This window comes from Methylobacterium sp. Leaf125, assembly GCF_001423085.1.
GTDB lineage: Bacteria > Pseudomonadota > Alphaproteobacteria > Rhizobiales > Beijerinckiaceae > Methylobacterium.
In genome coordinates, this window is sequence record NZ_LMNU01000012.1 from 638218 (window position 1) to 659459 (window position 21242).

Annotated in this window: 23 protein-coding genes and 1 pseudogene; 20 read left to right on the forward strand and 4 right to left on the reverse strand. The window is 70.5% G+C overall.

The features are described 5' to 3' along the window. The first annotated feature begins 28 nt into the window (after window positions 1-28). From ASF58_RS14055 to ASF58_RS14090, 8 genes are all read left to right on the forward strand, one after another. Window positions 29-787, forward strand: a complete 759-nt coding sequence (locus tag ASF58_RS14055) for an enoyl-CoA hydratase-related protein (RefSeq protein ID WP_055953163.1) — start codon at window positions 29-31, stop codon at window positions 785-787. A 53-nt stretch (window positions 788-840) separates the two neighbouring features. Beyond that, window positions 841-1659, forward strand: coding sequence for an SDR family NAD(P)-dependent oxidoreductase (locus tag ASF58_RS14060; RefSeq protein ID WP_055953822.1), 819 nt, complete (start codon window positions 841-843; stop codon window positions 1657-1659). Window positions 1660-1662: 3 nt separating this feature from the next. Then, window positions 1663-2523 (forward strand): NAD(P)-dependent oxidoreductase, encoded by an 861-nt coding sequence (locus ASF58_RS14065; protein WP_055953166.1) that lies wholly within the window; start codon window positions 1663-1665, stop codon window positions 2521-2523. Window positions 2524-2533: 10 nt separating this feature from the next. Continuing rightward, on the forward strand, window positions 2534-3538 hold the full coding sequence (locus ASF58_RS14070; RefSeq protein WP_055953169.1) for a magnesium transporter CorA family protein: 1005 nt from the start codon (window positions 2534-2536) through the stop codon (window positions 3536-3538). A 93-nt stretch (window positions 3539-3631) separates the two neighbouring features. Then, window positions 3632-5320, forward strand: a complete 1689-nt coding sequence (locus ASF58_RS14075) for a methyl-accepting chemotaxis protein (protein WP_055953172.1) — start codon at window positions 3632-3634, stop codon at window positions 5318-5320. A 142-nt stretch (window positions 5321-5462) separates the two neighbouring features. Beyond that, on the forward strand, window positions 5463-6227 hold the full coding sequence (locus ASF58_RS14080; protein ID WP_055953175.1) for an SOS response-associated peptidase: 765 nt from the start codon (window positions 5463-5465) through the stop codon (window positions 6225-6227). A gap of 93 nt (window positions 6228-6320) precedes the next feature. Next, window positions 6321-6524: a hypothetical protein gene (locus ASF58_RS14085; protein WP_055953178.1), complete on the forward strand. Its 204-nt coding sequence runs from the start codon at window positions 6321-6323 to the stop codon at window positions 6522-6524. Window positions 6525-6535: 11 nt separating this feature from the next. After that, on the forward strand, window positions 6536-6751 hold the full coding sequence (locus ASF58_RS14090) for an alkylphosphonate utilization protein (RefSeq protein WP_055953181.1): 216 nt from the start codon (window positions 6536-6538) through the stop codon (window positions 6749-6751). A gap of 70 nt (window positions 6752-6821) precedes the next feature. Here the strand turns inward: ASF58_RS14090 and ASF58_RS14095 are convergent, their stop codons facing one another. Next, window positions 6822-7076 (reverse strand): hypothetical protein, encoded by a 255-nt coding sequence (locus ASF58_RS14095; RefSeq protein WP_055953825.1) that lies wholly within the window; start codon window positions 7074-7076, stop codon window positions 6822-6824. 348 nt (window positions 7077-7424) lie between these two features. Here ASF58_RS14095 and ASF58_RS14100 point away from each other — a divergent pair, with 348 nt between their 5' ends. The 7 genes from ASF58_RS14100 (at window position 7425) to ASF58_RS14125 (ending at window position 12549) form a co-directional block, all read left to right on the forward strand. Further along, the gene (locus ASF58_RS14100; RefSeq protein ID WP_055953184.1) at window positions 7425-9233 is read left to right on the forward strand and encodes an adenine deaminase C-terminal domain-containing protein; all 1809 of its coding nucleotides are present in this window, start codon (window positions 7425-7427) and stop codon (window positions 9231-9233) included. A gap of 214 nt (window positions 9234-9447) precedes the next feature. After that, window positions 9448-9633 (forward strand): hypothetical protein, encoded by a 186-nt coding sequence (locus ASF58_RS14105; RefSeq protein ID WP_055953187.1) that lies wholly within the window; start codon window positions 9448-9450, stop codon window positions 9631-9633. Window positions 9634-9728: 95 nt separating this feature from the next. Continuing rightward, a complete protein-coding gene (locus ASF58_RS27620) occupies window positions 9729-9911 on the forward strand; it encodes a hypothetical protein (protein ID WP_348271592.1) in 183 nt (60 codons plus the stop codon). Between the two features lie 79 nt (window positions 9912-9990). Further along, window positions 9991-10143 carry a hypothetical protein gene (locus tag ASF58_RS25870; protein ID WP_156375676.1) on the forward strand — a complete coding sequence of 51 codons (153 nt, stop codon included), beginning with the start codon at window positions 9991-9993 and terminating at the stop codon, window positions 10141-10143. Between the two features lie 58 nt (window positions 10144-10201). After that, entirely contained in the window at window positions 10202-11326 is a 1125-nt protein-coding gene (locus ASF58_RS14115; RefSeq protein WP_244477321.1) for a COX15/CtaA family protein, read from the forward strand. A 229-nt stretch (window positions 11327-11555) separates the two neighbouring features. Then, a complete protein-coding gene (locus ASF58_RS14120) occupies window positions 11556-11762 on the forward strand; it encodes a hypothetical protein (protein WP_055953196.1) in 207 nt (68 codons plus the stop codon). Between the two features lie 106 nt (window positions 11763-11868). Beyond that, entirely contained in the window at window positions 11869-12549 is a 681-nt protein-coding gene (locus ASF58_RS14125) for a hemolysin III family protein (protein ID WP_055953199.1), read from the forward strand. Between the two features lie 78 nt (window positions 12550-12627). On the opposite strand, the gene ASF58_RS14130 is transcribed toward ASF58_RS14125, so the two are convergent. Further along, window positions 12628-13497 carry a GH25 family lysozyme gene (locus ASF58_RS14130; protein ID WP_055953202.1) on the reverse strand — a complete coding sequence of 290 codons (870 nt, stop codon included), beginning with the start codon at window positions 13495-13497 and terminating at the stop codon, window positions 12628-12630. Window positions 13498-13712: 215 nt separating this feature from the next. On the opposite strand from ASF58_RS14130, the gene ASF58_RS14135 reads away from it, so the two are divergent. From ASF58_RS14135 to ASF58_RS14150, 4 genes are all read left to right on the forward strand, one after another. After that, on the forward strand, window positions 13713-14144 hold the full coding sequence (locus ASF58_RS14135; RefSeq protein ID WP_055953827.1) for a DUF488 domain-containing protein: 432 nt from the start codon (window positions 13713-13715) through the stop codon (window positions 14142-14144). A 96-nt stretch (window positions 14145-14240) separates the two neighbouring features. Next, window positions 14241-14975: an autoinducer binding domain-containing protein gene (locus ASF58_RS14140; protein WP_055953205.1), complete on the forward strand. Its 735-nt coding sequence runs from the start codon at window positions 14241-14243 to the stop codon at window positions 14973-14975. Window positions 14976-15123: 148 nt separating this feature from the next. Further along, a complete protein-coding gene (locus tag ASF58_RS14145) occupies window positions 15124-15747 on the forward strand; it encodes an acyl-homoserine-lactone synthase (protein WP_055953208.1) in 624 nt (207 codons plus the stop codon). Between the two features lie 23 nt (window positions 15748-15770). After that, a complete protein-coding gene (locus tag ASF58_RS14150) occupies window positions 15771-15968 on the forward strand; it encodes a hypothetical protein (protein WP_055953211.1) in 198 nt (65 codons plus the stop codon). A 29-nt stretch (window positions 15969-15997) separates the two neighbouring features. Here the strand turns inward: ASF58_RS14150 and ASF58_RS14155 are convergent, their stop codons facing one another. Next, on the reverse strand, window positions 15998-16927 hold the full coding sequence (locus ASF58_RS14155; RefSeq protein WP_055953830.1) for a histone deacetylase family protein: 930 nt from the start codon (window positions 16925-16927) through the stop codon (window positions 15998-16000). A 181-nt stretch (window positions 16928-17108) separates the two neighbouring features. On the opposite strand from ASF58_RS14155, the gene ASF58_RS14160 reads away from it, so the two are divergent. Next, window positions 17109-17738, forward strand: a complete 630-nt coding sequence (locus ASF58_RS14160) for a L,D-transpeptidase (protein ID WP_055953214.1) — start codon at window positions 17109-17111, stop codon at window positions 17736-17738. Between the two features lie 225 nt (window positions 17739-17963). Here the strand turns inward: ASF58_RS14160 and ASF58_RS14165 are convergent. Beyond that, window positions 17964-21182 (reverse strand): annotated as a pseudogene (locus tag ASF58_RS14165) (5'-nucleotidase C-terminal domain-containing protein); the annotation flags it as partial. Window positions 21183-21242: the final 60 nt, after the last annotated feature.

The window sequence follows — 21242 nt, forward strand, 5'->3', positions numbered from 1 at the left end:
GATCGACCATCATCGGGGGGAGGGCACCATGAGCGAGCACATCGCCATCGCGGATACGGCCGACGGCGTCCGCCTCATCCGCATCGATCGGCCTGAGAAGAAGAACGCGCTGACGGGCGCCATGTACGATGCCATGCGCGCCGCCCTGGCGGAGGCTGACGAGCAGGATGCGATCGGGGCCGTGGTGTTCGCCGGGGTGCCGGGCGCCTTCAGCGCCGGCAACGACCTCGCCGACTTCGTCGCGGGCGCCGGCAAGCCGTTCCGCGAGGCGCCCGCCCTGCAGTTCATCCGCCAGCTCGCCCGCACCCGCACGCCGATGATCGCGGCCGTGGACGGGATCGCGGTGGGGATCGGCACGACGCTGACCCTGCATTGCGACCTCGTCTATGCCAGCCCGGCCGCCCGCTTCCGCATGCCCTTCGTAGAGCTCGGCCTCGTACCGGAGGCGGCGTCGAGCTACCTGCTCCCGCGCCGGGTCGGGCTCCTGAAGGCCACCGAGATGCTGCTCCTCAGCCAGGGCTTCGACGCCGACGACGCGCTCGGCCTCGGCCTCGTCAACGCGGTGATGCCGGCCGGCCTGCTCCTCGAGCATGCCCAGGCCCAGGGTGCGCGCCTCGCCGGGCTTCCGCGGGGGGCCGTGCAGGCGACGCGGGCGCTGATCCGCGGTGACCAGGCCGCCCTGGAAGCCGCCCTCGAGGCCGAGGCCGTCGCCTTCGAGGAGCGCCTGCGGGCGCCCGAAGCCCAGGCGGCCTTCGCGCGCTTTCTCGGCCGGGCCAAACCGGCGTGAGTGCGGGCCCGGTTCTCGCGCCGAACCCCGATCTGCGCGGAAAGATCTGCCTCGTGGCCGGAGCCTCACGCGGGGTGGGGCGGGGGATCGCCCGGGGCCTGGGCGAGGCGGGCGCCACCGTCATCGTCACGGCCCGGTCCAGCGAGACGGGGCCGCGCACGGAGGGACGGCCGGAGGTCGTGGAGGATACGGCCCGCGCCGTCGATGCCGCCGGGGGCGAGGGCCACCACTATCTCTGCGACCACACCAGCGAGCGCGCGGTGGACGCGTTGGTCCATTGGATCCTGCGCCGGTTCGGGCGCATCGACGTCGCCGTCGCCAGCGTGTGGGGCGGCAACGAGGGCTATGACGGCGAGCGCTACACCGACGGTGCCGCCTGGGGCACGCCGTTCTGGCGCCGCTCGGCCGAGCCGTTCTCGGAGTTCTTCGGGAGCGGCCCCTATCCGGCCCTGCTGCTCGCCCGCGCCATCGCCCCCGCGATGGTCTCGGCGAGATCCGGGCTCGTCGCCTTCGTCTCCTTCGACACCGCGCCGGGCTATCTCGGCGACATCTTCTACGACCTGACCAAGGCGGCCACGAACCGGCTCGCCTTCGCCTGCGCCCAGGAACTGGCGCCGCACGGCGTCACGGCGCTGGGCCTCTCGCCCGGCTTCGTGCGCACCGAGCGCGCCATCGACATCGGCCACGCCGACCGGGCGACGGAGAGCCCGCTCTATGCCGGCCGGGCCCTCGCCGCCCTGGCCGCCGACCCCGCGGTCGCGGCCCGGGCCGGGCAGATCCTCCATGCGGGCGATCTTGCCGCCGCGTACGGCTTCACCGATGCGGACGGCACGCAGCCGCCCCGGTTCCAGATCAACGCCGAGGAGACCTGAGACATGAGCGGATCGCTGAACGGTAAGACCCTGTTCATCACCGGGGCCTCCCGCGGAATCGGCCTCGCGATCGCCCTGCGGGCGGCCCGCGACGGCGCGAACATCGCCATCGCCGCCAAGACGGACACGCCGCATCCGAAGCTGGAGGGCACGATCCACACCGCCGCCGCCGCCGTCGAGGCGGCGGGCGGCCGGGCCCTGCCGCTCCTGGTGGATGTCCGCGACGAGGACAGCGTCGCCTCGGCGATCGCCCGCACGGCCGAGACCTTCGGCGGCATCGACATCGTGGTGAACAACGCCAGCGCGATCTCGCTGACCCGGACGCCCGAGACCGAGATGAAGCGCTTCGACCTGATGCACGGCATCAACACGCGCGGGACCTACATGGTCAGCAAGTACGCGATCCCGCATCTCGCCAAGGCCGAGAACCCGCACATCGTCATGCTCTCGCCGCCCCTCGACATGACCGAGCAGTGGTTCGCCCCGCACCTGGCCTATTCCATCGCCAAGTACGGCATGTCGCTCTGCGTGCTCGGGCTCGCCGGCGAGTTGCGGCGCCAGGGCATCGCGGTGAACGCCCTCTGGCCTCGCACCACCATCGCCACGGCGGCGGTGAAGAACCTGCTGGGCGGCGAGGCGCTGATGCAGGCGAGCCGTACGCCCGAGATCCTGGCCGATGCCGCCCACGCGCTGTTCTGCCTGCCCGCCCGGGCGGTGTCCGGCCGCTTCCTCATCGACGACAGCTTCCTGGCGGAGCAGGGTGTCACGGACTTTTCAAAATACCGCGTCACACCCGGCATCCCTCTTGCGCCGGACTTCTTCGTGCCGGATGCGAGCACACCGCCTCCCGGGGCCTTCGCCTGAGACATCCCGCGTGATCTTCATCCACCAGCCGGTCGCCGGCGCCGGGCAGACCCTGCTCGAGCGCCGTTCCCTCGAATTGCAGGAGCCGATCCCCGACGACACCGTCTGGCTCGACATGGTGCGGCCGAGCCGGGAGGAGGACCTGAAGGTCGAGGTCTTCATGGGCATCTCGGTGCCGACCCGCGAGGAGATGAAGGACATCGAGCCCTCCGAACTCCTCTACGTCGAGGACGGGGCGCGCTACATGACCGGCCGGGTGCTGAGCAAGGTCAGCGAGTCCGAGGAGCCGGGCCTCGCCGGCATCACCTTCATCCTGCGCGGCAACCGCCTCGTGACGGTGCGCTACGAGGAGCCGCAGGCCTTCCGGATGTATACCCAGCGGGCCGGCCGCTCCACGGGCAACGGCCCGTCGGCGGTGCCCTCGGGCGAGACCATCCTGGCCGGGTTGATCGAGACGGTGATCGACCGCGCGGCCGACGTGCTCCAGCTCCAGGGCGAGCGCATCGATCGCCTCTCCGGCAAGATCTTCGAGGAGAAGGAGGACCCGAGCGCCCGCAATACCGCCCTGCAGGACACCCTCCGGGCCCTTGGGCGCCACGGCGACCTCATCTCGAAGCAGCGCGAGAGCCTGGTCTCGATGGAGCGCATCCTGCTCTCCCTCTCGGCGACCTACCGCACCGCCAAGGCACCGCGCGAACTGCGCGAGGACGTCCGCTCCACCCTGCGCGACCTGCAGTCCCTGGAGGAGCACGCCACCTTCCTGTCCTCGAAGATCCAGTTCCTCCTCGACGCCACCCTCGGGCTGGTGAACCTGGAGCAGAACAACATCATCAAGCTGTTCTCGGTCATGGCGGTGGTCTTCATGCCGCCGACCCTGATCGCCTCGATCTACGGCATGAACTTCAAGGCCATGCCCGAACTGGATTGGGGGTTCGGATACCCGATGGCGGTCGTCATGATGGTCGTCGCGGCCGTGCTACCGTACGTTTTCTTCCGCTGGAAACGCTGGCTGTAGCGAGTATTCGATGCAACCTGTTAAGGATGCTCATGCAATGTAACCGCGCTTGGCATGATCCGGAAGGCGGATGCATGCTCTTGGAGCGGTTCCATGACCTTGAAGACCATGACCATCCGCACTCGGTTGGTAGCCAGCTTCGCGATCATTACAGTTTTCATCGTTGCAATCGGCTGGCTCGGAATGTCCGGTGTCGGACGGATCAATGATCTACTGACCGCCGTCCAGACCAATTGGCTCCCGAGCGTGCAGGCGAGCGGTCGCATCGACGTCGCCCTGGCCCGTTACACCACGAGCCTGCTGCGCGTGACGCAGACCACGGATGCCGCCGACCAAGCCAAGATCGAAGCCGACATGACCAAGCGGCGCGAGCAGATCGGGGCCCTGTCGAAATCCTACGAGCGCCTGATCAGTTCGGACGCGGAGCGTGGCCATTTCCAGGCCTTCCAGCGGGAGGTCACCACCTTCTTCGGCATGGCGGACCGGATCGTCTCCACCGCGCACACGGCCCCGAAGGGCGAGGCCTACAAACTCTACCTCTCCGACGGCGTCGAGCCGCGGCGGCGGGCCTCCACCGCCCTGGAGAAGCTCATCGAGATCAACGACGCGGGTGCTGCGCAGGCCGAGGCGGAGGGCGTCGCCCTCACGGCCCGGACGCAAGCGATCGCTCTGGCGGCCCTCGCCCTGGCTGTCGTGCTCGCGGTCCTGCTGGCGACCCTGATCATCCGCAGCGTCACCCGCGGCATCGACTCGGTCGTGCGTCCCATGACGGCGCTCACCGCCGGCGATCTCGCCGTCACGGTCCCGCACCAGGGCACCGGCACCGAGATCGGCCGCATCGCCGACGCCGTCCAGGTCTTCAAGGAGAGCCTGGTCCGCATGAAGGCCCTGGAGGACGACACCGCCTTGGCCCGGGCCGGGGCCGAGGCCCAGCGCCGACGGGCGATGCAGGAGATGGCCGATGGCTTCGAACGTGCCGTGGGCGGCATCGTCGCCTCCGTGGGCAAGGCCGCGGGCGAGTTGCAGGCCACCGCCCAGGCCATGAGCGGCACCGCGAGCGAGACCGCCGGGCGTTCCATATCGGTGGCGGCCGCCGCCGAGGAGGCAGCCTCGAACGTCGAGACGGTGGCGGCGGCGGCCGAGGAGCTCGGCTCCTCCGTGCAGGAGATCGGCCGCCAGGTTCAGGGCTCGGCCGAGCTCGCCAGCGCCGCCGTGCGCGAGGCCGGCACAACCGCCGCCCTGGTGCAGGAACTCAGCGGCGCGACGGCGCGGATCGGCGACGTGGTCAAGCTGATCTCCGACATCGCAGGCCAGACCAACCTCCTGGCGCTCAACGCCACCATCGAGGCGGCCCGCGCCGGCGAAGCGGGGCGCGGCTTCGCCGTGGTGGCGACGGAGGTGAAGGAACTCGCCGGGCAGACGGCCCGGGCCACCGACGAGATCAGCACGCAGATCGCCCGGATCCAGGGCGCCACCGCCGAGAGCGTGCATGCCATCGACGCCATCCGTGGACGGATCGACGAGATCAGCGCCGTGGCGACCACCATCGCGGCGGCCGTCGAGGAGCAGGGCGCGGCGACCCAGGAGATCGTCCGCAACGTCGCGCAGGCCTCTACCGGTACGGGCGAGGTCACGGCCAACATCGCCGGTGTGGCGGGGGCGGCCGAGGAGACCGGTGCCGCGGCGAGCCAGGTCCTCGCCTCCGCCTCGGCCCTCTCGCGCCAGTCCGACCATCTCGGCCAGGAGGTCGGCCGCTTCCTCGCGAGCGTCCGCGCCGCCTGAGACCGGCGTCACACCCCGGGGGATCCCTCTCCCGGGCGCCTCGACCCCAGGACCCGCGGCCCGCCGACCCATCGGCCCCGGCAGGCCCCTCGCGCCGCACGAGTCCCTTGCCCATCGGGTCGAATTTGCGGATCGTCCGCGGATGTGTGGACGCTTCTTCATCGCCCAGGCCCCGGAGATCTTCCGGGCCTTCTACGGCTATCCCGAGGTGCCGAACTTTCCGCCCCGGTACAACGTGGCACCGACGCAGCCGGTACCGGTGGTCTTGTCCGCGGGCGGCCGACGCCAGTTCCGGCTGGTGCGCTGGGGCTTCTGGCCGAGCTGGGTCAAGGACCCGAAGGACTTCCCCCTCGTCATCAACGCCCGGTCCGAAACCCTGCGGGAGAAGCCGACCTTCCGCGGCGCCCTGCGCCACCGCCGCTGCGTCTTCCTCGCCGACGGCTTCTACGAGTGGCGCCGGGAAGGAACGGGCAAGGCGGCAACGAAGACCCCCTTCATGATCCGCCGTGCCGACCGGGCGCCGATGGCACTCGCGGGCCTCTGGGAGGACTGGCTCGGCGCCGACGGCTCGGAGGTCGACACCGCCGCCATCGTCACCACCGATGCCAACGGCACCATGGCCGCCGTGCACGACCGTATGCCCGTGATCCTGGCGCCGGATCAGATCGGCCCCTGGCTCGACACACGCGGCACGGAGCCGGACGAGGCGATGAGGCTGTGTCGTCCCTGTGCCGACGACTGGCTCACCCTCGATCCCGTCAGCGCGCGGGTCAACAACGCCCGCATCGACGCGCCGGACCTGATCGAACCCCTGGCCCGACCGCAGGGGGGCGAGGCGGAGCGATCGGCGCCGTCCGCCGAGCAGCCGCGTTCCAGCGACGAGGATGCGCAGGGCGCCCTGTTCTGAGGACGGACCCCGCGGGACGACGGCGTCTTGCGTTCGGCTCCCAAAGGTCGCATCGCTCCCGCGGCCCTGCCGGGCCGTTCAGGGGAGCACAGCATGACGGCGGAAGAGATCGACCAGATGAACCGGGCGCGGGACAGCCTGGCCCGTCAGCGCGGTGCGCTCGCCCGCCGGATCGGCAGCAGCGAGGTCGCGGCCCCCTCGGCAGCCGAGGATCTCACCCGGATCCTCCTCGCGATCGAGGCCGTGGACCGGGCCCTGGTGGATGCCGGCCGGCCCTACATGCGTCCCGAGAACTGAGGGCGCGGACCATGGACGAGACCCGGGACGCGAACGGCACCAAGCTCGCCGAGGGCGATGCGGTGACGCTGATCAAGGACCTGAAGGTGAAGGGCACCTCGACGACCCTGAAACGCGGCACGCTGATCAAGAACATCCGCTTGACCGACGACCCGTCCGAGATCGAGTGCAACGCCGAGAAGGTGAAGGGCCTCGTGCTGCGGGCCGAATTCCTCAAGAAGGCCTGAGGCGGGTTGCTCAAGCCGGCCTGAGGCGGGGCCTCGCCGGCCCCGAGCCACAGGCCGGCGCGGCGCGGGCCTACTCGTCCGTGGCCGTGGAGACGCGGGCGGGCGAGCGGGTCAGGCTGCGGATCGCCCGCAGGGGCCGGCCGGACTTCTCCGAGATGGCACGGTCCTGATCCTCGATGAGCTGGCGGGCCGGCTCGTCGCCGTCGAGGCCGCCGAGGATCTCCATGGGGACGCGCCGGTTGGAGGCGCGGGACTCGTCGTCATAGACGACGTCGAACAGGACGGAGCCACGCTCCTGCGGTTTCGACTTGGTACGCTTGGCCATGACGGGACGATGCTCGAACTGCAGGGGTGGGGAAGAGACGCCGACAGCCACGAATGGGCGGGGCAGGTGCGCGTACATCCGGCGTCACCCAGGCCCGGCCTCGTGGCCGTCTCCGATCGAGCGACGCGGGGTCGCGATCGGTGTGCCTCCTAGATGGTGCCACCGCTCCCGCTTGGCAACCCGTTTCGCCGGGCCGCGGCGCCTGTTCGCCGAGCCGCGGCGCTTGTTCGCCGAGCCGCGGCGCCTGTCCGGCACCCCCGCCGTCTGGCACGATGCGTGCGCCGCCGAGGCGGCTGGGCCGGCAGAGCGGCGCCGGTGCACGCCAAGTCCCAGGACCCGGGAGATCGCATGACCGACACGCGACCGCTGACGCGCTTCTCCGTCGAACCGTTGAGCCGGATGACGCGACACCTCTCCGCGGTGGCCTCGGGCCGGGCGGAGCCCGACCGTGTCCTCACCGGCGCCCGCCTGCTCTCGACCTACTCGGAGCGCATCCTGCCGGATCGCGAAGTCTGGATCGCCGGCGGGCGGATCGCGGCGGTGAAGCCGGCCGGAACCTACCGGGGCGGCGCGCCGCGGCACGACCTCGGCGGGGGCCTCCTGGCCCCGGGCCTCGTCGACCCGCACCTGCACATCGAGAGCAGCATGGTCACGGCCTGTGCCTATGCCGAGGCCGCGCTCCTCAACGGCACCACCACGATCGTCTGCGACAGCCACGAGATCGGCAACGTCCTCGACACCGACGGCATCGCCTGGATGCTGGAGGATGCCCGCGCGGCGCCCCTGAACATCTACCTCACGGTGCCCAGCACGGTGCCGGCGACCTCGCCCGAGCTGGAGACCGCGGGCGGCGACCTCGATGCCGCCAAGATCGCCGGCCTGTTCGATGCCTGGCCGGAGGCGATCGGCCTCGGCGAGAAGATGGACTTCGTCGCGGTCTGCGAGGGCGATCCCCGTGCCCACGCCATCATCCGGGCCGCCCTGGAGCGCGGACGCCCGGTCTCGGGGCATATCTACGGACGCGACTTCGTGGCGGCCTACGCCGCCAGCGGTGTCACCGATACCCATGAGGCGATCGATCGCGACATCGCCGACGACCTGCTGGAGGCCGGCGTCTGGATCTACCTCCGCGGCGGCCCGCCGACCACGCCCTGGCACAGCCTGCCGAAAGCCATCGGCACCATCCTGGACTACGGCGCCGCGGCCAAGAGGATCTGTGTCTGCACCGACGATCGCGACGCGCAGGACCTCCTCGCCTTCGGCCTCGACTGGGTCGTGCGCGAGGCGGTGCGCATGGGCATTCCGAAGGTCCAGGCCTGGTCGATGGGCTCGCTGCACCCCGCCACCCGCTACGGCCTCGACGGCGAGATCGGCGGCTTCGGCGGCGGGCGCCGGGCCGACCTCGTCCTCCTCGACGACGACCTCGTCCCCCAGTCCACCTGGTACGGCGGCGCGCTGGTGGTGGAGAACCGCCGGATCACGCCCCTGCTCGACGCCGCCCTCTCGCGTCCCTACCGCTATCCGGCACCGGCCTACGCCACCATGCACCTGCCCGATCCGCTGCCGGCCCTGACCCCGGACCTCCCGACGGGCCCCTGTCGGATCAACGCGATCCGCACCACGCTGCCGGGCATCGAGCTCACCCACGAGGTCGTCGACCTCGTGCCCGGGCCCGACTGGCCCGCGACGCTGGCGGCCAACGACCTCTGTTTCGTGACGGTGATCGAGCGCCACGGCCGCGCCGGCAACGTCGCCCACGGGCTGCTGCGGGCCTTCGGGCTGAAGCGGGGCGCGGTGGCGAGCAGCGTCGGCCACGATTCGCACAATGTCATCGTCGCGGGTCTGAACGAGGCCGACATGCGCGTCGCCCTCGCTGCGCTCAGCGCGATCCAGGGCGGTGTCTGCGTGGTCGAGGACGGAGCCGTGGTCGCCCTGGTGCCGCTGCCGGTGGCGGGGCTGCTCTCGGACAAGCGCGTCACCGCCGTGGCCGAGGAGGTGCGGGTGCTGAAGGAGGCCTGGATGCGGGCGGGCTGCACCATCCCGTATATGGGCTTCAACCTGATCCCGCTCTCGGTGATCCCGGAGATCCGCATCACCGACAAGGGGCTCGTCCTGGTGCCGGGGATGCGGATCGTGCCGCTGTTCGAGGCGGCCTGACGCTTTTTTCCGATTGCGAGGGCGGGAACCCCGGCGGGATCCGCCCGTTGTCAGGCAGGTCTCAACAGCCTCTCGATCCTCCCAAGCTTACACAGCCTGCATGCCGTGATCGGCGCGCGGGCTGTTTCTTTGTCCAGGGCTCACCCGATCCGGGGATCGCCCGGACGGCAGGGTGGTCGGAAGGGGCGCCAGACCGCTCCTGGGAGTTGCCCCGATGCGTAGTCTTCTCACCCTCATCATCGTCGGCGCGGTCGCCTTCGTGCTCGTCGGCATGTACGTGGCCCCGGGCCAGCCCGAGCTGCGGGCCTGGTACCTGCGCAATGCCTGCGAGCATCTCGACAAGGTGTCGCCGCAGATCTGCGCCCCGGCCCGCAAGGCCGAGAGCGGGGTGCCGACCTGAACGCGATCGACTGGTTCTTTCGCAACCGGCGAACCGGTGCGATCACCATCGGGCAATGGCCGAACGCCCCGCTGCTGATCTTCATCGGCTGCGCGGTGCTCGGGTGGCTCGACGGCCCCGGCGGCCGGATCGGCCCCTACCTTCGCGTGCTCGGTGCGGCAGCCCTGGCGTGGTGGGCCGTCGACGAGATCGTGCGCGGCGTGAATCCCTGGCGGCGCTGCCTGGGCGCGGGCGTCCTGGCCTTCCTGGTCTGGAAGCTGGCGCGCACCGTCCTCTGACGGCAGCGTTTCGTCTTGCCGAACCCCGTGCGTCACCTATTCTCGGTGTGGCGCGCGGCGCGCAGGAGGATTCGCAGGCATGTCGTTCTTCATCGGGATCGCGGGGCCCTGGATCGTCATCGCCGTGCTCGAGATGCTGTCGCTCAGCCGCCAGCGCGACCTGGATGCCGAGACCCTGGCCCCCGGCGGTGCGTCGTCGCTGAGCGTTGCCCACAGCGCCTACCTCGCTTAACCCGCATCCATCCGAGGCGCGCCGTCCGGCGCCCGTGCGGGATGCGAGGAACGACGTGGTGCGAGCAGGCGAACAGGCGACCGGCGTGTTTCCCGAACAACGGGGCGTGCGGATCTGGCTCTACGTCCTGGCCGCCCTCGTCGTCGGCATGGTGGCCGTCGGCGGCGCCACGCGCCTCACCGGTTCCGGGCTCTCCATCACCGAGTGGCGGCCGGTCACCGGGGCGATCCCGCCCGTCTCGCCCGAGGCCTGGGCGGCGGAGTTCGAGAAATACCGCGATACGCCCCAGTACCGTATCCTGAACCAGGGCATGGGGCTGTCGGACTTCAAGGTCCTGTACGCCTGGGAATGGGGCCACCGCCTCCTGGGCCGTGTCGTCGGCCTGGTCTTCTTCCTGCCGCTGCTCTGGTTCTGGTGGCGCGGCGCCCTGACCCGGCGCCTCGGCCTCGGCCTCCTCGGGCTCGGCGTCCTGGGCGGACTCCAGGGCGCGATCGGCTGGATCATGGTCGCCTCCGGCCTGCAGCCCGGCATGACGGCCGTGGCGCCCCTCAAGCTCGCCCTGCATCTCACCACCGCGAGCCTGATCCTGGCTGGCCTAGTCTGGCTCGCGGCCGGATTGCGGGCGCCGGACACCGCCGTCGAAGCCGATCCATCCCGCCTGCGCCGGACGGCGATGGCTATCATGGCCCTCGTCGTCGTGCAGATCTTCCTCGGCGGTCTCGTGGCGGGCTCGAAGGCCGGCCTCCTCTACAACACCTGGCCGACCATGGACGGGCACCTCATCCCTCCGGTCGCGGACCTCTTCGCCGCAACGCCCTGGATCGAGAATTTCGTCGACAACCTCGCCCTGGTGCAGCTGAACCACCGCCTCACCGCCTACCTGCTCCTGGCGGTCGCCTTCGTTCATGCGTTCGATGCCCGCCGGGCGCGCCCGGGCTCCGGCATGGCGCGCCGGGCGACCGGCATCGCCGCCCTCGTCCTCACCCAGGCCGTCCTTGGCATCACCACCCTGTTGCTGGCCGTACCCCTCTGGGCCGCGCTCGCCCATCAGGTCTTCGCCATGGCGGTGCTGACGATGGCAACGGTTCATGCCCGACGGGCGGCCCATTCCGACGTCGCGGCGCCCCTCGGGCGCCCGTCGACCCCCTTCGGCTATGAATCTCTGACCGGAAGGACGGCGTGATCGACACGGCGGCCTGATCGGGCGGAGCGCGCGAGCACGCGACCGGCTCGGCGCCTCGCGCCGGTGCCCCGTCCGCTGTCGCGGCCCGCCATGTGCGGATCACCACATCGCGACCGCACCGCAACGAACCACTCTGGTCCCCGCACGTTCGACCCCCGTCACGACGCAACCCGAGGCCCACGGCCTCCCTGTGTCTGACGCCCCTGAACCGCGAGAGGACGATCCCTGCATGCAGGATACCGAGACCCGGCGCACGCCCGCATCCGAGCGGACCACCCCCGAGACCCGGATACCCCCCGCCGCCCGTCCGAACCCGACCCCTGCGACGCGCCGCCACGGCAAGCATGCTTGGCTGGCCCTCGGCCTGACGGGATTGCTCGGCGCCGTCTGGGCCGTCGCCATCGCCAACCGCTATCCGCACATCCTTCCGGGCTAGTCCTCGCCCGAAGAGATTCCTGTTGATGGCTCCAACTCGGTAGTTGTCGCGGGGAACGCGGCAACAGGTTGAAGCGTAGCCTCTACGGAAATACCGGAGGTCGGCGATGCTTTTAGCGGACGACGGACGCCCATCGGGAGTGACCTGGAACTATACCCGGAAAGAAATCCTGGCGGATGGCGCCGTGCACGTCGTGGGTGTCGCCCTCGGCGTCGCGGGTGCCATCGCCATCGTGGTGATCGCCGCGCTTTCGCCGCTCTCGCTTCTCGAGCGCGCCGGCGTCACGATCTACGCGGCCGGCCTCGTCTCGATGCTCGGCGTCTCGGCCACCTACAACATGTGGCCGGTCTCGCGGCGCAAGTGGCTGCTGCGGCGGGCCGACCACGCCCTGATCTACCTGATGATCGCCGGCACCTACACGCCCCTGGTGGCCCTGGTCGGTGAGGGTCTCCCGGCCTGGAGCCTGCTCGGCACGGTCTGGCTGGTGGCGGCGATCGGCATCGCCCTCAAGCTGCTTCTGCCCGGCCGCTACGATCGGGCGTCGATCGGGCTCTACCTCACCCTCGGCTGGAGCGGGGTCGTCGCCTACGACGCGGTGATCGGCCGGCTCAGCAGCGATGCGCTCTGGATGCTCGCGTTCGGCGGCATCCTCTACTCCCTCGGAGTGATCTTCCACGTCTGGCGCAGCCTGCCGTACCAGAATGCGATCTGGCACGCGTTCGTGCTCGCCGCCACGGCCTGTCACTATGGAACGGTGATGGCGACCGTGATGAACGCGGGTGCCTGACGGGCGCCCCGGTCCCGGGGCAGAGGCTGGGGCATCGCGCGTCGACGGGACACGACCGGCGCCCCTTGCCTCTGGGCCTCACTTGTCCGTGCAGAGGCCACGGTCGGCGAGGTTGCGGTGCTCGCGCGGATCGCAATCCGTCGACAGGAACGAGGCCCACTCGGCGGGGGTGCCGTAGAAGGCGTTGCGGTCGACGTCGCCGCGCACACCCGGCACCCGCCCGGTGGAGGTAAACTGCCACAGCATCCACTTGCGCTTGACGTAGCGCTGCTCCGGCTCGGCGGCCGTGGAGCGGACCCAGTGCGGGTAGTCCGGCAGTTCGTCCTCGAGGACGTCCTTGTGGAAGGTGATGTCGGTGTAGATGATCGGCCGCTTGCCGGTGTAGCGCTCCATCTCGTCGAGCATGTAGCGGATCATCGACAGGGCCTGGGCCTTGGGCAGCTTCTTCGGGCAGAGCTGCGAATGGCCGTTCCACTCCACGTCGAGCACGGGGGGGAGGGCGGTCGGGTCGTTGGGGACGTTCTTCTTGAACCAGGCCATCTGGTCCTGCGGCGAGCGGCACCAGAACACGAAGTGATAGGCGCCCCGCGGCACGCCGGCCTGCGCGGCCCCGTCCCAGTTCGTGCGGAACCGCTCATCGACGTGGTCGCCCCCCTCGGTCGCCTTGATGAAGGCGAACTGGGTGCCGGCCGCGCGCACCGACATCCAATCGACGGGCCCCTGCCACTTCGAGATGTCGATGCCCTGGACCGGGTGCTGCTTGGCCCGCGCGACGCCGGGATGGGGCTTGGCATCGCCCTTGGTCGGATAGAAATCCGTGGTGCCCGAGCAGGCCGCCAGGGCGGACAGCACGGCGACCGCCGCGCCGCGCCGCAATCCGGCGCGCCAAGCGGTCAGCGGCGCACGCTCGTTCTGACGTGCCGGGGCAGTCCCGTTCCACAGCCGCATCGTTGCCCGACCCACCAGCTTCTACGCGCTACCAATGGCTAAGGGATGGCCCGGGCGCGGTTAACAGACCTTTGACGGCAATGCGGCGGATTTCCGGAAGCCGTGTCGGACGCGCCACATAGCCGGTGGACGTCCACCCTGGCCCCCACGGTCTCCACCCCCTAAGTGCAGGCCGTGCCTGCGGGTTTGGGACACAGGAGAGTGCCGTGAAGGTTCTGTTCACCATCGGGTACGAAGGCCTCGATTCCGAGCGCCTGATCGCCGCCCTGCGGGATGCGCAGGTGGGGACCCTGGCGGATGTCCGCGCCGTGGCGAATTCCCGCAAGCGCGGCTTTTCCAAGAATGCCCTGCGCACCAGCCTGGAGGACGCCGGCATCGGCTACGCCCATGCCCGCAGCCTCGGCACGCCGAAGGCCGGGCGGCAGGCGGCGCGCGCCGACGACGCGGCCCTGATGCGGCGCATTTATTGCGAGGAGGTGCTCGACACCGCCGATGGCGGACTCGCCCTCGACGAACTCTGTACCCTGGCCGATCGCACGCCGATCTGCCTGCTCTGCTTCGAGCGTGAGCCGGCACGCTGCCATCGCCGCGTCCTCGCCGAGCGGATGCAGGCGCGGGGCTTCACGACCGTGGACCTGTTCGGCTGAGGCCGATCGCTACCGCCACACGCACAACACCGGCGCGTTGACAATCTAGAGTTATCCGGTTTTCACTTGCGGTGGGGTGACGATGTCGGATTTGCGATGACGCGCAAGGCGCTGGACCAGACGTTGGGCTTCCTCCGGGCGCTCGACCGGACCGCGAGCACCGACGATGTGGGTCGGCTGCTGGTCACGGAATTCGCGGCCCACGGCGTGTCCCATGCCATGGCGGGGACCATTCCCCGGAAGGGGACGCCGGCGCGGCAGCAGCACGGGCACATCCTCGTCAACACCTTCCCGGAGGAATGGGGCCGGCGCTACCTGACGCGCGGCTACGCCTTCCACGACCCCACGGTCCGCCACCTGGTCGACAGCACGGCGCCCTTCGCCTGGAGCGAGCTGGGCGAGCGGTTCCGCGACGATGCCGGCGCCCGCCGCGTGATGGCGGAGGCGGGCGAATTCCGCCTGCGCGACGGGATCACGGTGCCGCTGATGACCCTCGACGGCGATATGGCCGGGTTCAGCCTCTCGGGCGAGCGCCTCGGGCTGAATCCCGGCGATCGCCCGATGCTCCACCTGATCGCCACCTACGCCTTCGGCCACCTGCTGCGCCTGCGCGGCCCGGCCGGGGCGGCGCGGGCCGCCAAGCTCGCGCCGCGGGAGCGCGAGGCCCTGCAATGGGCGGCGGAGGGCAAGACCGACTGGGAGATCGGCGAGGTCATGGGCATCTCGACCCACGGGGTGGACTTCCACCTGCGCTCGGCCCGGACGAAGCTCGGCACGACCAATCGGACCCAGGCGGTCGCGGTGGCGTTGCGGCGCGGGCTGATCACCTGACACGGCCCCTTCGGGGCACCATCGCGACGAGACACGCACGGTCCGCCGGCGCCGATCCCGCACGCCGCACCGCATCCACCTACGGGTTCCCGTAGGTTTGTGACTGTCACGCTCATGTCAGAAGCGACCTCGGAACGGAGGTTTCGACATGATCCAGATCGTGACACCCGCGAATGAATACTGCTTCCGCGAAGAAATGGAACAGGTCTGGCGCCTGAGGCACGAGATCTTCGTGGAGGAAAAGCGCTGGCTCGACCTCGCTCGTCCCGATGGGCGCGAGATCGACCAGTTCGACACGGCCCACGCGATGCACTTCCTCGCCATCGAGGCGGGGCGGGTCATCGGCTACAGCCGGCTCTTGCCGACGACCCGACCGCACCTCCTCTCGGACGTGCTGCCGCAGCTCTGCGAGGGGGCGCTGCCCCGCGGCCACGACACCTGGGAATGGACGCGCCAGGCCGTCGCCCGGTCCCATCGCGGACGCGGCAAGGCGGTCAATCCGGTCTCGCTCGCCCTGCTCTCGGGCATCGTCGAGTGGGGCCTCGCCAACGGCGTACGCCAGCTCGTGCTGCAGATGCCGACCCTCTACCTGCTGCACGTGGTGCAGCTCCACTTCCGGGCCCGACCGCTGGGCCTGCCGCAATCGATCAGCGGCGAGGACATCATCGCGGCCACCGCGGAGTTCGACGACCGGACCCTCGCGCGCCTGCGCACCCTCACGGGGCGCACGGACTCCGTGCTCGCCCCGACCTACCCCTACCTCGCCGCCTGACGCGCGGCCGCAAAGGACCTGCCATGCTCACCCTGATCCCGCCGCCGAAGGGCGAAGCCCTCGACGTGCTCGCCGCCCATTGCATCGCGGCACGCGCCGTCATCGAGGAGACCGGGACGCCGGTGATGCGGCGGCTGATCGACCTTCTGCTGTTCGAGATCGCCGTCGCCATGGCGGATCCGTCCGACAATCCGGCTCTCACCCTGGAGCCGGTCGCCTGAGAGCGAACGGGTGGACGAGCGCCGGGAGCTCAGCGCCCCATCAGGGCATCCACGTGGGCGGCAACGGAGAGGCCGAGCCCCTTGAGGCTGTAGCCGCCCTCCAGCACCGAGACGACGCGCCCGCCGGCGTGGCGATGGGCCAGCTCCATCAGGCGGCGGGTCGCCCAGCCGAAATCCGCTTCGGTGAGTTCGACATGGCCGAGCGGATCGAGGTGATGGGCATCGAAGCCGGCCGAGATGATGATGAGGTCGGGGGCAAAGGCGTCGAGACGGCGCAGGATGCCGGCCTCGAAGGCCTCGCGAAAGACGGGGCCGTCGTCGCCCGCCCGCAGGGGCACGTTGACGATGGTGTCGTGGTTGCCCCGCTCCGACGTCGTGCCGGTGCCCGGAAACAGCGGCATCTCGTGAGTGGAGGCGTACATCACCGCGCGGTCGTCCCAGAAGATGTCCTGCGTGCCGTTGCCGTGGTGGACGTCCCAATCGACGATCGCCACCCGGCTCGCCCCGTGGGCTTCGCGGGCGTGGCGCGCCGCGATGGCGGCGTTGTTGAAGACGCAGAACCCCATCGCGGTCATGCGCTCGGCATGATGGCCCGGAGGCCGCATGGCCACGAAGGCATTGGCGCACTCGCCCGCCATTACGGCATCGACCGCGTGCACGGCGCCGCCGACCCCGCGCAGGGCCGCCTCGATGGTTCCGGGGGAGAGCAGGGTGTCGCCGTCGATCTGGACGTAGCCGTCCGTTGGAGACGCCTCGATGAGCGCCTGCACGTAGGGTACGGGATGGACCAGGGTCGGCACCGAGGGTTCGGCCTTCGGGGCCTGGCCCCGGAGAAGACCGGCGAAGCGCTCGTCCTCGAGGGCCCGCTCCACCGCCCGGATCCGGTCGGCGCGTTCGGGATGTCCCTCCGGCATCGCGTGATCGAGGGCGGACGGATGGCTCACGTACAGCGTCGTCACGATCATCCCCTTGCGGCCGCCGACCTGTCGCTTCGATACAACAGATGATGCCAATGTATCACATCTTGCGCGTGATCACGTTGCCGGGATGCGCGCTCGGCTCGGGTTGTGCAAGACCTGTCTGAACACGAATCGATCAGACCGCGCCCGATGACGGGCGGGTCGAGACAGGCCCTGACCCATGCGCGCGCCCGCCCTCCTGCTCCTGATCGGCGCGTTGCTGCCGCTCGGCGCCTGCAACACCCAGACCAATTCAGGGGCGACGGGACCGGCGACCGGACCGCTCGCCGCCGCTCCCCTGGCCGGTCCGGAGCGCGACAAGGCCTGGATGAAGCTCGCGCCGACCGCCCCCGTCGATCCGAAGATCGCCCGCGCCACCGTCGACTACCCGACGCGGGAAGCGCCCGGAACCGTCATCGTGGTCACCAAGGAGCGGCGGCTCTACTACGTGCTGCCCGACGGCAAGGCCGTGCGCTATCCCGTGGCCGTCGGCCATGCCGGCATGGCCTGGGCCGGGACGGCCGAGGTCGATCGCAAGGGCGAATGGCCGGACTGGAACCCGCCGCCGGAGATGCTGGCCCGCCGGCCCGACCTGCCGAAGCGCCTGGAGGGCGGCCCCACCAGCCCGATCGGCGCCCGCGCGCTGTATCTCGCGGAGGGCAAGAAGGACACGCTGTTCCGCATCCACGGCACCAACGAGCCGGAGAAGATCGGCCAGGCGGTGTCCTCGGGCTGCATCCGCATGCTCAACGACGACGTGGTCGACCTCTACGACCGGGTGCCGATCGGCGCGAAGGTGGTGGTGCGCTGACACCCCGCAGGGGCATGCCGCTCGCCGGTCTCAGGCGACGACGCCTGCCGCGCCCCCGGCCACAGACCGATGCGAACCCGGACCGGGTACGCGACCGAGCCGGGGCGGGGAGGATGCCGGCCCGTCCGGCCTCCCCGCCAGGGGCCTTATCCCCAAGCGATCCACGCCGCGGCCGAGGCCCGGCCGCAGCGCCTGTCGATGGGCCCGTCCCAGCGGACCCGCGCGTCAGCCGAAATGGCCGTCGTCCACGACCACGCGGTTCTCCACCAAGCCGAACTGGAGGAAGTGCTGCATCGGGTCGATGCCCTCCCGGGCGACGTCCGCGTAGGCCTTGAGGTACGCCTTGGTGTCGAAGTCGGCGGCCGGGTCGCGGCCTTCCTTCCACCCGAAGGTCTCGTAATGGACGAGCGGGTTCATGCCCGAGCGGGCCACGTCGCCGTAGGCGGCCAGGTAGCCCTTGGTGTCGAAGATCGCGTTGGGGTCGCGCCCCTCCGTCCAGCCCGACGCCGCGAAGTGCTGGCGGGCGAACGCGAAGGCGTCCCCGCCCGCCGCCGACGCCGCGGCGGCCACGTCCGCGTTGGCCAGGAGGTAGTATTCCGGGTCGAAGCCGCCCTGGATGTCGGTGGGCCGGCCCACCGCCGCGAAGGTGGCGCGGCCTTCCGCCTGACCGAATTCGAGGTAGTGCGCCAGCGGGTTGACGCCGGCCGCCTTCACGTCGGGATTGCGGGCGAGATAGGCCTCGTCGTCGAAGGACACGCCCGGGTCGCGGCCCTGCTTCCAGCCGGCCTCGGCGTATTGCGTCAGCGGGTTGGTGCCGGCGGCGGCCACGTCCGGGTTGGCGGCGCGGTAGCCCTTCGTCGAGAAGACGGCATTCGGGTCGCGGCCCTCCTGGGCTCCGAACTGGGCGTAGTGGTCGTCCGCGTCCATGCCGGACGCCAGCACGTCCTTGTACCGGGCGAGGTAGTAGAGGTCGTTCACCAGGGGATTGCCGTCGTTGAGGACAATGGTCGTGTCCGAGAACAGGATGCGCTCGAAGCCGCCGATCGTGTCGCGGCCCTCCGGTCCGGTGACGAGGGTGACGGCCCCGTCCTGCGTCACCTGCGCGTCGGCGAGGCGCGACTGGAAGATCAGGGTGTCGTTGCCGACTGCACCGGCCTTGCCGCCGCCCATCAGGATGTCGTCGCCGAGGCTGTTGAACACGGTGTCGTCGCCGGCCCCGCCCTGCAGCACGTCGCCGAAGGGCGTGCCCTGGAGGATGTCGGCACCGTCCGTGCCGATCTTCACGACTCCGCGCTGGAACACCATGTCGGCCCGGGCGGAGAGGTTCTGGATGCGCAGGTCGCCGGCCGGTCCGGTATCGGCGGTGCCGTAGGGCGTGACGGCGTGGAAGGCCTTCAGGTACTCGGCCAGGGCATCCTGCTCGGAGCCCTTGACCGCGAAGGTCTCGGTGTCGGGCAGGGAGACCGCGGCGGCGTCGCGCAGGGCAACCTTGTTCTCGCCGTAGGCCGGGAAGGGGTAGTTGTCGCCGCCGAGGCCCGGCGCCGAGGCGGTGCCGGTGGCGAGGAAGTCGAGGGTCACGACCTTGATGGCGCGGCCGGCATCGCCGACGATCTGGCCGTTCTGCACCAGGGTGTCGAGGATGCGGCCGTCGGCGTCGAGGATCGCCGCATTGATGATGCGCTGCCCCTCGCGGGTGACCGCGCCGTTCACGTCGAGGGTCTGGGCCTGCTTCGTGGCGTCGAAGCTGTAGGAGATGCCGCCGACCTGGGCGAACTGGCCCGGGGTCGCTCCCGGCGCCACCGCGGCGACGCCGTGCTCGAGGATGCGCTCCAGCTCGGCGGCCGTCACGGTGGTGATCGCCAGGTTGTTGTTGAAGCGCAGGGAGTTGGTGACGTCGAGCTGCGAGATGTCGCCGGCCTGCTTGCCCGCGGAGGGATTGGCCGCCGGGGGCAGCTCGGCGGTGGTGCCGCCCGTGGTCGAGAAGGAGCCGATCGAGTCGCGGATGCCGCCCCCGTTCTTGATCGAGACGGTGACGCCGGCATCGAACCGCTGGGCGTACCAGAGGTTCGCATCCGACGAGAGGTCGCCGAGGTTGGTCTCCTCGGTGCGGACCTCGCCGCGCCGCCCCTCCAGGTACACGCTGGTGCGGCCGAGGATGTTGCCGTCCTGCTGGCGGATCACGTCGGCGATGCCGGCGGTCTCCTGGACGCCGTCGTTGTCGGCGTCGAGGCCCTCGATCACCTCACGGACGAGGAAGCCCTTGCTGCCGGGCGTAAAGGCGGCGGCCGTCGAGCCGTAGAGCCCCGCCACGGTCGTGTCGTCCACCGCGACGGCGCCGCTGGTGGCCGGGTTCACCGAGTCACGGATGATGTTGCCCCGGTCGTCGAAGGTGACGGTGAGACGGCCCACGTAGGAATATTCGGAGGCGGTGTTCACCAGGGCGAGGGTCTGGCCGCTGGCATTGGTGAAGAATTGCGGGTAGCCGCCGCCGGCCGTGTCGCCGGGCAGCAGGCGGTCGCCGCTATCGGCGAGCAGGGTGTGCGAGCCGCCGCCGATGAGCACGTCGACGTTGCGCAGGAGCGGCGCCAGGGCCTGCTCGTTGGCGAGTTGCTGCAGGTGGGTCCCGACGATGACCTTGTTCACGTCCGGATTGGCGGCGAGCACCCGGTCGATCTCGGCGTTGATCTGGCTTGCCAGCAGGGCGATGTCGTCCTGGCCGTTGAAGCCGTCCAGCGTGACGTTGCCGAGGGTCGTCAGCAGCGGCTCGAGCTGGGTGGTGGCGCCCACGAAGGCGATCTTCTCGCCGTTCTCCACCAGGATCGTGGATTTGGCGATCTTGTCCGCCCCGGTGCCGGTCTGGGTCGAGGCCGGCCCCGTCTGCGCGAAGGTAGCGTTCGAGACGTTCGGGTTGACGAGGCCCGCGAGCGCGGCCTCGCGCGAGAAGGTCAAGTTGGTCGAGAGATAGGGGAACTGGGCGCCGACCCAGCTGTCGTCGGCGCTGCCCGCCGCCGTGCCGAGATTGGCGCCGATGATGTTGGCGACCTCGGTCGGGCCGGAATCGAACTCGTGGTTGCCGAACACCGCCGCCTGGACGCCGATGATGTTCTGGATGGTGATGTCCGCCCGGCCGACCGAGGCCGCGAGCTTGGTGTAGGCGGCCGCGCCGGTGAGACCGTAGACCTGGTTGTAGACGCCGTTGTAGGTGGCGGCGAGCTGCGGGTCGGCGCCCGCGATGAAGAACGGGCTCGGGATCCAGCCGTCGCCGGTGGAGAGGGTGATCGAGTTCGGCGTCGCGTCCTCGAGCTTGTCCACGATGGCGGCGAAGTTCGCCGCGCGCTGCGTGGCGAGGAGGCCGGCCTCCCAGTCGGAGGCGTGCAGGATCTGGAGCGTGTAGGTCATGGCCGGCGGGGTCTCCGTCGTGAAGTCAAGCTGGTCCTGGGGGATGCCGTCCGGCCGGGGCGTGGGCCGACGCGGAGCGGGTCACAATCCGGCGCGGGGGCCGGG

Bases quoted from the DNA above. Each gene is read 5' to 3' on its own strand.
- ASF58_RS14055 (WP_055953163.1), top strand. From the start codon at position 29: ATGAGCGAGCACATCGCCATCGCGGATACGGCCGACGGCGTCCGCCTC.
- ASF58_RS14065 (WP_055953166.1), top strand. From the start codon at position 1,663: ATGAGCGGATCGCTGAACGGTAAGACCCTGTTCATCACCGGGGCCTCC.
- ASF58_RS14075 (WP_055953172.1), top strand. From the start codon at position 3,632: ATGACCTTGAAGACCATGACCATCCGCACTCGGTTGGTAGCCAGCTTC.
- ASF58_RS14080 (WP_055953175.1), top strand. From the start codon at position 5,463: ATGTGTGGACGCTTCTTCATCGCCCAGGCCCCGGAGATCTTCCGGGCC.
- ASF58_RS14085 (WP_055953178.1), top strand. From the start codon at position 6,321: ATGACGGCGGAAGAGATCGACCAGATGAACCGGGCGCGGGACAGCCTG.
- ASF58_RS14090 (WP_055953181.1), top strand. From the start codon at position 6,536: ATGGACGAGACCCGGGACGCGAACGGCACCAAGCTCGCCGAGGGCGAT.
- ASF58_RS14095 (WP_055953825.1), bottom strand. From the start codon at position 7,076: ATGGCCAAGCGTACCAAGTCGAAACCGCAGGAGCGTGGCTCCGTCCTG.
- ASF58_RS14100 (WP_055953184.1), top strand. From the start codon at position 7,425: ATGACCGACACGCGACCGCTGACGCGCTTCTCCGTCGAACCGTTGAGC.
- ASF58_RS14105 (WP_055953187.1), top strand. From the start codon at position 9,448: ATGCGTAGTCTTCTCACCCTCATCATCGTCGGCGCGGTCGCCTTCGTG.
- ASF58_RS25870 (WP_156375676.1), top strand. From the start codon at position 9,991: ATGTCGTTCTTCATCGGGATCGCGGGGCCCTGGATCGTCATCGCCGTG.
- ASF58_RS14120 (WP_055953196.1), top strand. From the start codon at position 11,556: ATGCAGGATACCGAGACCCGGCGCACGCCCGCATCCGAGCGGACCACC.
- ASF58_RS14125 (WP_055953199.1), top strand. From the start codon at position 11,869: ATGCTTTTAGCGGACGACGGACGCCCATCGGGAGTGACCTGGAACTAT.
- ASF58_RS14130 (WP_055953202.1), bottom strand. From the start codon at position 13,497: ATGCGGCTGTGGAACGGGACTGCCCCGGCACGTCAGAACGAGCGTGCG.
- ASF58_RS14140 (WP_055953205.1), top strand. From the start codon at position 14,241: ATGACGCGCAAGGCGCTGGACCAGACGTTGGGCTTCCTCCGGGCGCTC.
- ASF58_RS14145 (WP_055953208.1), top strand. From the start codon at position 15,124: ATGATCCAGATCGTGACACCCGCGAATGAATACTGCTTCCGCGAAGAA.
- ASF58_RS14150 (WP_055953211.1), top strand. From the start codon at position 15,771: ATGCTCACCCTGATCCCGCCGCCGAAGGGCGAAGCCCTCGACGTGCTC.
- ASF58_RS14160 (WP_055953214.1), top strand. From the start codon at position 17,109: ATGCGCGCGCCCGCCCTCCTGCTCCTGATCGGCGCGTTGCTGCCGCTC.